Source organism: Streptomyces olivaceoviridis, from assembly GCF_014650115.1.
GTDB classification, from domain to species: domain Bacteria; phylum Actinomycetota; class Actinomycetes; order Streptomycetales; family Streptomycetaceae; genus Streptomyces; species Streptomyces olivaceoviridis.
The window spans coordinates 272,089-286,064 of record NZ_BMUI01000003.1 but is presented as its reverse complement, the minus strand read 5'-3'; the positions used below and the strand labels follow the sequence as shown (position 1 = coordinate 286,064).

The following is a 13,976-nucleotide window of genomic DNA, read 5'->3' as shown; positions in this document are numbered from 1 at the left end:
ACGCGAACGTATGCTCAAGGAATGACGACTTCCGCGACCTCCGGAACCGGCCCCACCGAGAACTCCATGCGTCGCGCCCTCAAACGCGCCCGGGACGGCGTCGCCCTCGATGTCGCCGAGGCGGCGGTGCTGCTCCAGGCGCGGGGTGAGGACCTCACCGACCTCGCCGCCTCCGCCGCCCGGGTGCGGGACGCGGGCCTGGAGGCGGCGGGCAGGCCCGGCGTGATCACGTACTCGAAGAGCGTCTTCATCCCCCTCACCCGGCTGTGCCGGGACAAGTGCCACTACTGCACGTTCGTCACCGTGCCCGGCAAGCTGCGCCGCGCCGGGCACGGCATGTTCATGTCCCCCGACGAGGTGCTGGACATCGCCCGCAAGGGTGCCGCCCTCGGCTGCAAGGAAGCCCTGATCACCCTCGGCGACAAGCCGGAGGACCGCTGGCCGGAGGCGCGCGAGTGGCTCGACGCGCACGGCTACGACGACACCATCGCCTATGTCCGCGCCATCTCCATCCGCATCCTGGAGGAGACGGGACTCCTTCCCCACCTCAACCCGGGCGTGCTGACGTGGACCGACTTCCAGCGGCTGAAGCCCGTCGCGCCCAGCATGGGCATGATGCTGGAGACGACCGCGACCCGCCTGTGGTCCGAGCCGGGCGGCCCGCACCACGGCTCCCCGGACAAGGAACCGGCCGTCCGGCTGCGCGTCCTGGAGGACGCCGGCCGCTCCTCCGTCCCCTTCACCTCCGGCCTGCTCATCGGCATCGGCGAGACCTACGAGGAGCGCGCGGACTCCCTGTTCGCGCTCCGGAAGGTCTCCCGGGCCTACCACGGCATCCAGGAGCTGATCATCCAGAACTTCCGCGCCAAGCCGGACACGGCGATGCGCGGCATGCCGGACGCCGAACTGGACGACCTGGTCGCCACGGTGGCCGTCGCCCGGCACATCATGGGCCCGTCGGCCTGCCTCCAGGCCCCGCCGAACCTGGTCGACGCCGAGTACGAGCGGCTGATCGGCGCCGGCATCGACGACTGGGGCGGGGTCTCCCCGCTGACCATCGACCACGTCAACCCCGAACGCCCCTGGCCGCAGATCGACGAACTCACCGAGCGCTCCCGCGCCGCCGGCTTCGAACTACGGGAACGCCTCTGCGTCTACCCGGAGTTCGTCCGCCGCGGCGAGCCCTGGCTGGACCCGCGGCTGCGCCCGCACGTGTCCGCCCTCGCCGACCCGGTCACGGGCCTCGCCCTGCCGGACGCGCCGGTCACGGGCCGGCCCTGGCAGGAGCCCGAGGAGGTGTTCACCGCCTCCGGCCGCACGGACCTGCACACGTCCATCGACAGCGAGGGACGTACCGGCGACCGGCGCGCCGACTTCGACGAGGTGTACGGCGACTGGGAGGCCCTGCGGGAGGCGGCGGCCCCCGGCATGGCTCCCGAACGCATCGACGCCGACGTGCGCGAGGCGCTGCGCACGGCGGCCGACGACCCCACCCGGCTGACCGACGCCGAGGCCCTCGCCCTGCTGCACGCGGACGGTCCGGCGCTGGACGCGCTGTGCCGGGTGGCCGACGACGTCCGCAGGTCGGCGGTCGGTGACGACGTCACCTACATCGTCACCCGGAACATCAACTTCACCAACGTCTGCTACACCGGCTGCCGGTTCTGCGCCTTCGCGCAGCGCCGCACGGACGCGGACGCGTACACGCTCTCGCTGGAGCAGGTCGCCGACCGCGCCCAGCAGGCGTGGGACGTGGGCGCGGTCGAGGTGTGCATGCAGGGCGGCATCCACCCGGACCTGCCGGGCACCGCGTACTTCGACATCGCGAAGGCGGTGAAGGAGCGCGTCCCCGGGATGCACGTCCACGCCTTCTCCCCGATGGAGGTGGTGAACGGCGCGACCCGGACCGGCATGTCGATCCGCGAGTGGCTCACGGCGGCCAAGGAGGCGGGCCTGGACTCCGTGCCCGGTACGGCCGCGGAGATCCTGGACGACGAGGTCCGCTGGGTGCTGACCAAGGGCAAGCTGCCCGCGGCCACCTGGATCGAGGTGATCCGCACCGCGCACGAGCTGGGCATCCGCTCCTCGTCCACGATGATGTACGGGCACGTGGACCAGCCCCGGCACTGGCTCGGCCACCTGCGCACACTGGCCGGGATCCAGCGCGAGACGGGCGGCTTCACCGAGTTCGTCACGCTGCCGTTCATCCACACGAACGCCCCGGTGTACCTGGCCGGCATCGCCCGCCCCGGCCCGACGCTGCGGGACAACCGGGCGGTCACGGCGATGGCCCGTCTCCTGCTGCACCCCTGGATCCCCAACATCCAGACAAGCTGGGTCAAACTGGGCACCGAGGGGGCGGCGGAGATGCTCCGCTCCGGCGCGAACGACCTCGGCGGGACGCTGATGGAGGAGACGATCTCCCGCATGGCGGGCTCCTCGTACGGCTCGTACAAGTCGGTCCGCGACCTGGTCGCGGTGGCGGAGGCGGCCGGCCGCCCCGCGAAGCCGCGCACCACCCTCTACGGTGAGGTGCCGGAGGAGCGCCGGCGGGCGGCCGAGGCGTCCGACGGGCACCTGCCGGACCTGCTGCCGGTCCTGGACTGAGCGGCCTCCCGGACCGATCCCCCTCCGCGGACTGAGTACGATGATCCGACCCCTGTGCCGAGAAGGGGGACCCGTAGCGGAGGAGATGCGTCCCGTGGCTGCCCGACTGCCCTCGTGGGCCTGGGTCACCGGTCTGACGGCGGGGGCGACCGCTGCCGTCGTCGCCCTCGCCGTGCAGGCGAACCACGCGCCGCATCCCACGGCCGCCGTGACCAGGCCCAGCGCGTCGGCGACGGCGAGCCCCCACGCGTCGCTGACGCCGCGGACGCCGTCCGTCCCCGCTCTGCCGGACGAGTCCGGCGAGGGCCGCCGGATCGTGTACTCGCTCGGTGAGAAGCGGGTCTGGCTGGTCGACGCGACCGGCAAGGCGGCCCGTACGTTCACGGTGTGGCCGGGCACGGTGAGCCCGCAGCCCGGCCGCTACTCGATCACCCTGCGCACCCAGTCCCTCAAGGGCTCGGACGGCGTGCAGATCGAGCACATCATGTACTTCACCAGGGTGTCCGGCGTGAACATCGCCTTCTCCAACGCCCTGGACGGCTCCTCGCCCCCGCCCGCGAACGGCCAGAAACTGGGCGGCATCCGCCTCCACAAGGAGGACGGAGCCGCCCTGTGGGCCTTCGGCGACCAGGGCACCCGGGTCGCGGTGGTCAAGTAGCGTCCCCGCGGGACCGGGGAGTGGCCGTCGACGTGGTGCGGTCCGGCGGGACCGGGACCGCGGTCGCCGTCGGCAGATCCCCTTCCGGCCGGTGCGCACCGGTCCACTCCGTGGCGCCGTCGACCCGTACGTCCGCCAGTCCGGCCCCGGCGAGTTCCGCGCCGGTCAGATCCGCGCCCCTCAGGTCCGCCTCCGTCAGGTCGGCCTCCCGCAGGTCCGTCTTGTACAGATTCGCCCGGGACAGATCGGCGCCGTGCAGGACCGTCCGCCGCAGCGCGGTGCCCCGCAGGTCCGCGCCGGACAGCTTCGTGCCCTCCAGGTTGCCGCGCGAGAAGACCGCGCCGGCGAGCAGCGCACCGCTCAGATCGGCGCCCTTGAGATCGACGTCGGCCAGCTGGACGCCCCGCAGATCGATGGCCCGGTCCCCGTCGTGCGCGGGATCGCGCTGACCGAGCACGGACAGCGCCGCCTGGATGTCGGGCGCCTTCTCGGCCGAGGTCGCCTTCTTGGCCGCGTGGGCGCGGACGTACTGGGACAGGTCGTAGATCACGGCCGGCTGCTGCCGCGGCGAGTCCTCCATGATGCCCTGCAAGGAGAAGATCGCCCCCCTGCGGATGTTGGCGGAGCCGTCGTTCAGCCGCTCGATCGCCTTGTCGTACCGGTCCGCGATCTGTCCCTGCTCCGAGATGGTCAGCTCCTCGGACACCTGCGTGACGGACACCCAGGTGAAGACCAGGGTGGCGACCGCCGTCAGCCCGGGGAGCAGCAGGGCGAGGAGTCCCGCCCGCTGACCCCAGCCTTCCGGGCCGGCCGCCGGACCGGTCCCCGCTCCCGCCGCGCCGCCGGTCCGCTCCGGAGCCCTCGGGCGGTGCCCCGGGCGGCGCGCGCCCAGCGGAGCCCGGGGCCGCTGCCCGGCCGTCCGGCCGGCCCGCGCCCGGCGCTCGGCGATCCGCCGCAGCTGTCCGCTCCGCGCCCCCGCCCGGGGTATGCCCCGCGTCATGCGGAGTCGGCCCGCCGGACCGGACCCGGCAGCAGGTTGACGATCAACGCGACACCGCTGAGCAGGACCACGCGGGTCGCCGCGTCCAGGCCGTTCCACGTCTTCGACTGCCACATCGCGAACCACTCACCGCCGATCGCGATGAACCCGGCGCCGAAGAGCAGCAGGAGCATCAGCAGACCGTAGGTGGACCAGCGCCGGGCGAGGTCGTCCTTCCGCCGCGCCCACAGGTACGTCCCCCGGATGAGCAGCAGGGCCGCCACCGTCTCCCACACGATGACGAGGACGTACGCGGTGTCCTGAAGCGCCGTGCTGGTGACGGCCCGCCACATCAGATCGTCGTCCTTGAACGTCGTGTCCATCGCCAGCACATGCCGCACGAACTGCTGGTTGGTCCCGAAGTCCGTGATGTTCCCGAGCGCGACCAGGGCGATGTAGAGGGCGAGTATGCCGGTGAGCACACCGGCGGCAAGCCTGAGGCCGGTGTGCTGGGTGGGGGTGGTGGTCATGGCTGGATTCTTCCCGGTGGCCACCCCGGTCCGCCGTACGCATTGCGCCAGAATCCGGCCGGGAGGCACTCAACGGACCGTCCTGGGTCGATTACAGTGCTGGGCGTCGTACAGGCGGACGGTGCCAGGGGAGGTCTGGTGGGGGCGACAGCCGGTGCCGTCTGGGGGCGTGCCGAACAGCAGGACTTCCGGAGCCGGGTGCGGGGCACGCTGCTCGGGGCCGCGGTGGGCGACGCGCTGGGCGGGCCCGCCGATCCCCTGTCCCTGGCGGAGATCCGGGCCGCGTACGGCGGTGAGGGCCTGCTGGACCTGGCCTTCGGGCACGGGCGGCGCGGCACGGTCACCCATCACACCCAGCTCACCCTGTTCACCGTGGACGGGCTGATACGCGCCCAGGTGCGCCGCGACACCGGCGCCTGGCACCCGCCGACCGATCTGCACCGGGCCTATCTGCGCTGGGCGGCCACCCAGCGGGACTGGGGGCCCGACGAGCGCCGCAAGGACGACGGCTGGCTGGCCCGCGAGGAGTGGCTGTACGCCCGCCGGGACCCCACCCGGGCCCTGCTCATCGGGTTCGGCGACGACACCATGGGCACGCTGGAGTCCCCGAAGAACCCGGGGGAGCTGGGGCCGGAGGCGGTCGCCCGCTCGGCACCCTTCGGCCTCCTCGTCGGCTGGGAACCCCAACTCGTCGTCCAACTGGCCGTGGAGTGCGCGGCCCAGACCCACGGCCACCCCATCGCCTACCTGTCGGCGGGCGCGTACGCCGTGATCGTGCACGCGCTGGCCCGCGGCGACAGCCTGGACGGTGCCGTGCAGCGGGCCCTCGCGCTGCTCGCCGTCCGCCCCGGCCACCAGCCGGTCTCCGACGCCCTCCAGCACGCCCTCGGCGCGGTACGGCAGGGGATGCCGACCCCGGCCCGGGTGGAGGAGCTGGCCGGCGACGGTACGGCGGACGGGCTGCTGGCCGCCTCCGTGTACTGCGCGCTGGTGGGGGAGGACGTACGGCACGGGCTGTGCCTGGCGGTGAACCAGGGCGGCCCCTCCGCCGCGGCGGGTGCCCTGACCGGGGGCCTCCTCGGGGCCCTGCACGGCGAAACGGCCCTCCCGCCGGCCTGGCTGGCCGAACTGGAGGGCCGCCCCACGATCCTGGAACTGGCCGACGACTTCGCGATGGAGATGACCCAGGGCCCCGCACTGCACGGCCCGGCCGGCTCGTCACCGGGGTGGCTGGCCCGGTACCCGCGGGCGTAGGCGCGGCTTCCGGCAGCGGACCCTACGGCGCTCCCACCACGTCGTCGCCCGCCGTGGCCGGCACCGGCACGGCCGCCACCGCGTCCCCGTCCGTGTTGACCTTCTCGATGACGGCCAGGCGGGCCGGGGTGTCCTCCGGCTTGAGGTAGCCGATGAGGATGTACAGGACCAGGGAGACCGCGAGCGGGATCGAGACCTGGTACTGGAGCGGGACGCCGCCCTCGACGCTCCAGTTGATGGGGTAGTTGACCAGCCAGAAGGCCAGCAGGCCCGCCGCCCAGCTGGTGAGTGCCGCCGTCGGACCGGAGCGGCGGAACGGGCGGAGCAGGCCGAGCATCATCGGGATCGCGATCGGGCCCATCAGACCGGCCACCCACTTGATGACGACGGTGATGATGTCCTTGAGGGTGGGGGAGTTGACCTGGGTCGCGACGGCCATGGACAGGCCGAGGAAGACGACCGTCGTGACACGGGCCGCGATCAGTCCCGAACGCTCGTTCCAGCCCCGCGCCCTGGCCGACAGCACCGGCGCCACGTCCCGGGTGAACACGGCGGCGATCGCGTTGGCGTCGGAGGAGCACATCGCCATGGTGTGGGAGAAGAACCCGACGATGACGAGCCCCAACAGGCCGTGCGGCAGGAGTTGTTCGGTCATCAGGGCGTAGGAGTCGGAGCCGTCCGGCTTCTGCGCGTGCACCAGCAGCGGGGACATCCACATCGGGAAGAACAGCACCACCGGCCAGACCAGCCACAGCACCGCCGACAGCCGGGCCGAGCGCTCGGCCTCGTGGGCGCTGCCGGTGGCCATGTAGCGCTGGGCCTGGTTGAGCATGCCGCCGTTGTACTCGAAGAGCTTGATGAAGAGGAACGCGAGCAGGAACACCGTGCCGTAGGGGCCGACCAGCGGTTTGCCGTGACCGTGGAGGGCCGGCTCGTCCCAGGCGCCGAAGAAGCCGATGTTCTTGTCGTTCAGCTTCAGCACGACCGCCACGAACATCGCGACGCCGGCGAGCAACTGGATGACGAACTGGCCGAGTTCCGTCAGCGCGTCCGCCCACAGGCCGCCGATCGTGCAGTAGACGGCGGTGATCGCGCCGGTGATGAGGATGCCCTGGTTCAGCGAGATGCCGGTGAAGACGGACAGCAGGGTGGCGATGGCCGCCCACTTGGCGCCTACGTCCACGATCTTCAGCAGCATGCCGGACCAGGCGAGCGCCTGCTGCGTGGGCAGGTTGTAACGGTTCTTCAGGTACTCCAGCGGGGAGGCCACATGGAGCCGGGAACGCAGTCGGTTGATGCGGGGCGCGAACAGCTTCGACCCGATGGCGATGCCGAGCGCGATGGGGAAGGACCAGGTGATGAAGGAGGTGACGCCGTAGGTGTAGGCGATGCCCGCGTATCCGGTGAACATCACGGCGCTGTAGCCCGACATGTGGTGCGAGATGCCGGAGAGCCACCAGGGCATCTTGCCGCCGGCCGTGAAGAAGTCGGAAACGTTGTCCACGCGCTTGTGCGACCAGACGCCGATCGCGACCATCACACCGAAGTAGCCGATGAGCACGGCCCAGTCGAGACTGTTCATGTGCCCGATCGTGGGTCTGCTCACATGAACACGACAAGCAAGCGTAAGGTCAAGTCAGAGTAAAATTGTTCTGCTTGCTGATCTGTGTTCATCCACATGAACGGCCTGAAGGTCCTGGGGAGTTGGGTCAGCGCATCAGCTCTCCCGCGTTGACCAGCAACGACTGACCCGTGACCGCCCGCGCCCGGTCCGAGGCGAGGAACACCGCCGCATCCGCCACATCCCCGTCGGTGGCCAGCTCCGGCAGCGCCATCCGCTCGGTCAGCCGCGCCAGCACCTCCTCCTCCGGCACCCTTTCCGTCAGCGCGGTGAACTGGACGTACGCCTGCACCGGCGGCCCCCACATCCAGCCGGGCAGCACGGTGTTGACCCGGATCCGGTACGGCCCCAGCTCCCGCGCCAGCGAGTACATCGCGCTGGTCAGCGCCCCCTTCGAGGCGGCGTACGCGGCCTGCTTCACCTGCGAGGGCGCGGCCACGGCCGACTGCGTCCCGATGAACACCACCGACCCGCCCCCGCCCGCCTTCAGCGCCGGCAGGCAGGCACGGGTCATCCGCAGCGTTCCCAGCAGGTTCACGTCGACGACCGACTGCCAGGTCGCGAAGTCGGCGTCCTCCAGCCCGCCGAAGTACGAGTCCCAGGCGGCCACCTGCACCACGGCGTCGATCCCGCCGAACCGCTCCCGCGCCAGCGCCGCCAGCGCCTCGCACTGCTCCTCGTCCGTGATGTCCGTCGCCCGGAACGCCGTCCGCCTGCCCCCCGGATCGATCCCGGCCGCGCTCTTGGCGAGGTTCGCCTCCGTGCGCGCCCCGAGCACCGCGTTCCCGCCGTCCCGCACGACGGCCGCGGCGACCTGGTGGCCGAGCCCGGCCCCGACGCCCGAGACGACGACGGTCTTGCCCGCGAGCAGGGACATGGCCCCTCCTTCGGTATGGCGCTTCATCTGACGGAGCGTCAGAGTATGGGCGACCGCAGGAAAGGGGAACCGCATGAGCGAGGACACCCGCAGCGAGCGGTACGCCGAACTGGCCGCCGTCGGCCCGTACGGCGTCCGCCCCGGCCACGCGCTGATCACCCTGGTCGAGCCGCACCCCGGCCACGAGTACGCGTACAACCGCTGGTACGAGGACGACCACTACTACGCCGGCGCGATGGCCATGCCCTGGATGTACGCGGGCCGCCGCTGGGTCGCGACCCGGGAGCTGCAACTGCTGCGCTACCCGGAGAAGTCGGCCGTCGCCCAGCCGGCCACCGCCGGCTGCTACCTCTCCACCTACTGGATCACCGCCGGCCGCTACGACGACCACATGAAGTGGACGGTCGCCATCAACAAGCGGCTCAACCGGGACGCCCGCGTCTACCACGACCGCACCCACGTCTTCACGGCCTTCCAGGACCACGAGACGACGGTGTACCGGGACGGCGCCGCCGGTCCCCGGGACTTCCACGCCCTCGACCACCCGTACCCGGGCCTGGTGCTGGAGGTGATCGACGCCGAGTCGCCGGAGCGGCGGGCGGCACTGCTGGAGTGGCTGCGCGCCCGCCATCTGCCGCGCCGCCTCACGGGCTCCCCGGCGGCGATGGTGACCGTGTTCCGGCCCACCCCGCTGCCGGGCGACCGCATGACCTACGTCCGGCAGGTCGAGGGCGTGGACACCCGGCTGACCCTGCTGTGGTTCCTGGAGAGGGACCCCCGCGAGTGCTGGGAGGAGCACTTCACGGGGCTGGACGGGCAGGTGGCCGCGGCGGGGCTGGGCCGGGTGGAGCTGGTGGCGCCGTTCATCCCGACGGTGCCGGGCACGGACACGTACGCCGACCGGCTCCGCTGACCGTCAGGGCTTCCTCAGTTCGTCGGGGCACGGCGTACCGCGCGGCAACTGGTACGGCGCGGCCAGCCGGTACGTGCCCGGCTTCGGCGCGAGCAGAGTGGTCCACTTGTCCCCGTCGACGTCCTCCGGCGTGGCCATCAGGCACGCCTTGACCTTGTCGTAGGACTGGCTCTTGCCGTGCTCGTCGACGATGCTCAGCCACGGCGAGTACGGGATCCGGATCAGGATCCGCCCGGCCTTGCGCACCCGCAGCGTCATCTCGCCCTGCTCGGCCCGGTCCACCACCGCGTTCGGCTCGGCGAGCGGCGCCGGATCGGTCACCTTGAACAGCTGCCAGTTCGCGTCGCCCCAGACCTGCTTCAGATACGGCATCCCGCGCCGCAGCAGCTGCCGCTCGCGCACGCCGCCGTCGCCGTCCGGGTTGTCCTTCGGCAGCACCACGTAGTGCACGGCCCACCGCTGGAGCCACTCGTGGTAGTTCGCCGAGTTGAGCGTGTCGTCGTAGAAGAGCGGGTTGCGCTCCATGTCGGCCTGCCGGTTCCAGCCGCGGGCCAGGTTGACGTACGGCGCCAGCGCGGAGGCCTCGCGGTGCGAGCGGGCCGGGACCACCTCGACCCGGCCCTTCTCGGCGCCGGCCTTCTGGAGCTCGTTGACCAGCGGGGCGAGTTCCCGCGCCCAGGAGGCGGCCGGGGTGGTGTGGAGGATGTCGTCCACCGACTTGAAGCCGAGCCAGCCGACGAAGCCGAGGAAGGCCAGCACGGTCACGTACCACTTGCGGGACTTCGGCACGGTGTACGGCAGCGCCGCGATCAGGGTCGCGCCCGCGAACAGCATCGGCAGCCGCGAGATGTTGGACCCGATCTGCGAGCTGATCAGCCACACCAGGACGACGGCGACGCTGTAGACGGCGGCCGTCAGCCGGACCGTCACCCACTCCTTCGGCACCAGGAACAGGCACAGCAGGCCGTACGACAACGGCATGATCACCGAGCCGAAGCCCATCGGCTGGGTGCCGGAGAACGGGAACAGCCACGCCGACACCGCGACCACCGCCGCCGGCGCGAGCCCCAGCGCCCACGCGCCCGGCCGCCGCTTCTGGAGGAACAGGGCGACCGCGACCAGGCCCACGAACAGCCCCGCGACCGGCGAGGCCATCGTGGCGAGCGCCGCCAGCGGGGCGGCGACCAGGGCCTTCGCCCAGCGTTTGAACCGCCACCGGTACGGCCAGCAGAACACCGCCGCGACCGAGCCGAGCGCGAACATCGTGCCGAGCCCGAAGGTCACCCGGCCGGAGATCGCGTTGCACAGGAACGCGAAGATCCCGGCGAGCGAGGCCCACAGCGGGTTCTTCACCGCCCGGCTGCGGATCAGCACCGTGGTCAGCAGACCGGCCGAGACCGTCCCGGCGATCATCATCGTCGTCCGCACACCGAGCACCGACATCAGGTACGGCGACACCACGCTGTACGACACCGGGTGCATGCCGCCGTACCAGGCGAGGTTGTACGCCGAGTCCGGGTGCCGGCCGACGAACTCCGCCCACGCGTCCTGCGCGGCGAGATCGCCACCGCTGTTCGCGAACGTGAAGAACCAGATGATGTGCAGCACGCCCGAGAGCGCCGTCATCGACAGCGCGGGGTGCCGGAGCAGCCGCTGCCTGAGCGGTTCCAGGGCGGCGAGCCGGTCCGGGTCAGTCGTGGACAGACGTATTCGCGGTCCGGGTCCCGGGCCCGGATCCGCGTCGTCGGCGTGTGTCGGCTCCGCTGTGGCCACCTGAAGGCACTCCCCGTGTCCCGTCTTCTGTTCTCGGCCGCTTCCCTAGGAGTACCCGGCCGCGTTCCGTCCAGTTCGCCGTCCTGTCCCGGGACCGGCGACCTGCCCCGATTCGTGACGCTAGCACGCACCCCGCCACGGGGCTTCCGGGTGGGGGCTCCATGACGGGGTGCGCGGGGGCGTATAGCCGGGGCGGGCGGGGGCCGTAGGGCCGGCCCGGCCGGTCAGCCCAGCCGGGTCAGCTTGGCGCCGATACCGGGCTCCGCCAGATCCGTCTGGAGGGCCACCGGGACCTTCACCGCACCGGCCGAACCGTCACCCACGGTGAGCGTGCCGACCCGGGTGCCGGCCTTCGCGCTGTGCGGCACGGTCCCGGACGCGAAGGACAGCTTCACCTTCATCCCGGCCCAGCCGGCTGCCGTGACGTCCTTCGTCACCACGACCGGGGTACGGCCGCCGAGCCGGTCGTCCACGTACCCGACGACATCCCCCTTCTTCACGATCTTCGCCGAGGTCAGCGCGTCCTGGGCGGCGAGCAGCGCCGTCTTGCTGACCGCGTTGACCGTCTGGAGGATCTCCCGCTTGTGCTGGCCGAGGACCGCGCCGACGATCGTCACCGTCTGCCCGCCGACCTGCTTGCGGGAGGCGAAGAGCAGGTTGCCGCCGGCCGCGGTGGTGCTGCCGGTCTTGATGCCGATCGCGCCGATGCGGTACGGCAGCTCGTTGTAGTTGGGCCAGAATTTGCCGGAGGGGTCGGTCCAGCTCGCCGCGCTGCTGATCGCGACCAGGGCCGGGACCTTCACGAACGCGCGGCCCAGCTTCACCTGGTCCTCGGCCGTGGAGACGGTGGTCTCCTTCAGCCCCGAGGGGTCGGTGTACGTCGTGTCGGACATCCCCAGCTCCCTGGCGGTGGCGTTCATCTTCTTGACGAACGCCGCCTCCGAGCCCGCGTCCCAGCGTGCGAGCAGCCGCGCGATGTTGTTGGCGGAGGGGATCAGGACGGCCGACAGGGCCTGCTTCTCGGTGAGCTTGTCACCGGCCTTGACGGTGTCGAGCGTCGACTCGCCGGCCTTGTTGTAGCCGCCCTCCTTCTCGGCCGTCGCGTCCACCTTGATCTTCGGGCCCTCCTCGCCCGCCTTCAGCGGGTGGTCCCTGAGGATGATGTACGCCGTCATGGTCTTGGCGACCGAGCCGATGGCCACGGGGGTCTGCTTGCCGAAGTGCCCCATCGTGCCGACGCCGTCCACGTCCATCCAGCCCTGGCCCTCGCCGGGCCAGGGCAGCTGGGTGCGGTCGCCGGTGAAGGTGTAGCTGTCCTTGCCGGTGAGCGCGAGGGTGGGCGTCGGCAGCGGGCGCACGGCCTGTACGACCGCAAAGATGATCGCCAGGAGCAGGACCAGCGGGGTCCAGATCTTGATCCGGCGCACGAGCGTGCGGACCGGGGTCTCCGGGGGCGGGGGCGTGTTCGTCAGCTCCGCCAGCAGGTCCAGCGGGGGCTTGGGCGGGAGCGGCTGCTGGGTGGTGCGCTCGGGGCCGACCTGGGGGACGGGGGTGGTGGCGTCCGGGGCCTTGGCGTCGGCCTGGGCGGCCGGCTTGCGCAGGTCGTCCTTCAGCGCGACGAACTTGCTGGTGCGTTCGGGGGCGGACTCGGAGTCGGAGTCGGACTCGGGGGCGGTCGGCTTGCCGCCGAGCTTGAGCATGGTCGTCGGCTGGTCGACGGGGGGTGTCTTGGGGCGGACGGCCTTGAAGACGGTGGTGGGCTGGTCGACGCCGGTCTTCTTCGGGGCGGGGTCCTTGGCGCCGGTGTCCTTGGCTGCGGGGTCCGTGCGGGGCCCGTCGTCGTCCGCCGCCCCGGCTTCGCCTTCGGCGTCCTCGTCCCCACCCGCACGGGGTGCCTGCGGCGTCGTCGGCCGCGGGTCCGCCTCGGCTTCGCCTTCGGTGTCCTCGTCCCCACCCGCACCAGCCGTGCGGCTCTCGTCGTCGGCCGCGGGTGGCCCCTGTGGGGCGTCCCCGTCCTCGGCGGCCTCCGGTCCGTCCCCGTCCTCGGTGGCTGTCTTGGCGTCTGCCGCGCTCTCCGCGCCCGCGTCAGCATCCGCGTCCGACTCGTTCTTCGCGCCAGCGTCGGCGTCCGCCTCGTTCTTCGCGTCAGCGTCAGCGTCAGCGTCGGCGTCCGCCTCGGCGCCCTCGTCCCCGGTCGGCTCGGCGCCGTCGGTGTCCTTCGCCTCGGCCTTCGTGCCCGTGTCGGACGGGGCGTCAGTCTCGGCCTTCGCGTCGGCGGAGCCCTCCGCCTCGCTCTCCCCGTCCGCATCCCCGTCCGCATCCGCATCCGCGTCGGACGGCTTCTCGGCCTCGGCCTCGGCCTCGCCCTCCGCCTCGGACGAGGCGTCGGCCTTAGGGGCCTTCCCGTCGGTGTCGTCGGCGTTCGCAGGCGTGTCCGGGCTCGGTTCGCGCACCCAGGTCGACACCGCCGCCTGGAGGGCGGTGTCCTCGGGGTCGGCCGACTGCTCCCGCTCGGCCGGGGTTTCGGGTCGTACCGTCAGGACCTTCGTCGCCGTGTCGCCGCCCGACGACTTCCGTTCGCGGGACACCCCGAGACGCGGATCGCGCGCCTCGGGAACCGAACCCGCGCTCCCCGACGTCGGTTCCGCCGACGACTCGCGCTGCTTCGACCTGTCGGGGGACTCGCCCGCCACCGATGCCTCCTCCATGCGCCGCACGCCTTCGCGCGCGCCCTGTCCGAACCATGTACCAGTGTCCTGTGTGA

At 71.9% G+C, this 13,976-nt stretch carries 10 protein-coding genes; 4 read left to right on the top strand and 6 right to left on the bottom strand.

The features are described from left to right. Positions 1-21 precede the first annotated feature (21 nt). Both IE273_RS07770 and IE273_RS07765 read left to right on the top strand, forming a co-directional pair. A complete protein-coding gene (locus IE273_RS07770) occupies positions 22-2,607 on the top strand; it encodes a bifunctional FO biosynthesis protein CofGH (RefSeq protein WP_189814393.1) in 2,586 nt (861 codons plus the stop codon). A gap of 94 nt (positions 2,608-2,701) precedes the next feature. After that, entirely contained in the window at positions 2,702-3,265 is a 564-nt protein-coding gene (locus IE273_RS07765; protein WP_189814392.1) for a hypothetical protein, read from the top strand. Here IE273_RS07765 and IE273_RS43370 read toward each other — a convergent pair. Continuing rightward, positions 3,258-4,265, bottom strand: a complete 1,008-nt coding sequence (locus IE273_RS43370; RefSeq protein WP_229887121.1) for a pentapeptide repeat-containing protein — start codon at positions 4,263-4,265, stop codon at positions 3,258-3,260. The genes IE273_RS07765 and IE273_RS43370 overlap by 8 nt on opposite strands. Continuing rightward, on the bottom strand, positions 4,262-4,774 hold the full coding sequence (locus IE273_RS07750; RefSeq protein WP_189814391.1) for a DUF2165 domain-containing protein: 513 nt from the start codon (positions 4,772-4,774) through the stop codon (positions 4,262-4,264). The genes IE273_RS43370 and IE273_RS07750 overlap by 4 nt, the downstream gene beginning before the upstream one ends. 138 nt (positions 4,775-4,912) lie before the next feature. Between IE273_RS07750 and IE273_RS07745 the strand changes: the two genes are divergently transcribed. Then, the gene (locus IE273_RS07745) at positions 4,913-6,028 is read left to right on the top strand and encodes an ADP-ribosylglycohydrolase family protein (protein WP_189814390.1); all 1,116 of its coding nucleotides are present in this window, start codon (positions 4,913-4,915) and stop codon (positions 6,026-6,028) included. Positions 6,029-6,050: 22 nt separating this feature from the next. On the opposite strand, the gene IE273_RS07740 is transcribed toward IE273_RS07745, so the two are convergent. Together IE273_RS07740 and IE273_RS07735 are read right to left on the bottom strand one after the other, a co-directional pair. Beyond that, a complete protein-coding gene (locus IE273_RS07740; RefSeq protein ID WP_189814389.1) occupies positions 6,051-7,610 on the bottom strand; it encodes a sodium:solute symporter family protein in 1,560 nt (519 codons plus the stop codon). Between the two features lie 127 nt (positions 7,611-7,737). Then, positions 7,738-8,526: an SDR family oxidoreductase gene (locus IE273_RS07735; RefSeq protein WP_189814388.1), complete on the bottom strand. Its 789-nt coding sequence runs from the start codon at positions 8,524-8,526 to the stop codon at positions 7,738-7,740. Between the two features lie 73 nt (positions 8,527-8,599). Here IE273_RS07735 and IE273_RS07730 point away from each other — a divergent pair, with 73 nt between their 5' ends. Next, positions 8,600-9,439 carry a hypothetical protein gene (locus tag IE273_RS07730; RefSeq protein WP_189814387.1) on the top strand — a complete coding sequence of 280 codons (840 nt, stop codon included), beginning with the start codon at positions 8,600-8,602 and terminating at the stop codon, positions 9,437-9,439. 3 nt (positions 9,440-9,442) lie between these two features. Here the strand turns inward: IE273_RS07730 and IE273_RS07725 are convergent, their stop codons facing one another. Both IE273_RS07725 and IE273_RS07720 read right to left on the bottom strand, forming a co-directional pair. After that, entirely contained in the window at positions 9,443-11,212 is a 1,770-nt protein-coding gene (locus tag IE273_RS07725; RefSeq protein WP_189814386.1) for a DUF8823 domain-containing protein, read from the bottom strand. 224 nt (positions 11,213-11,436) lie between these two features. Then, the gene (locus tag IE273_RS07720) at positions 11,437-13,920 is read right to left on the bottom strand and encodes a D-alanyl-D-alanine carboxypeptidase (protein ID WP_229887120.1); all 2,484 of its coding nucleotides are present in this window, start codon (positions 13,918-13,920) and stop codon (positions 11,437-11,439) included. Positions 13,921-13,976: the final 56 nt, after the last annotated feature.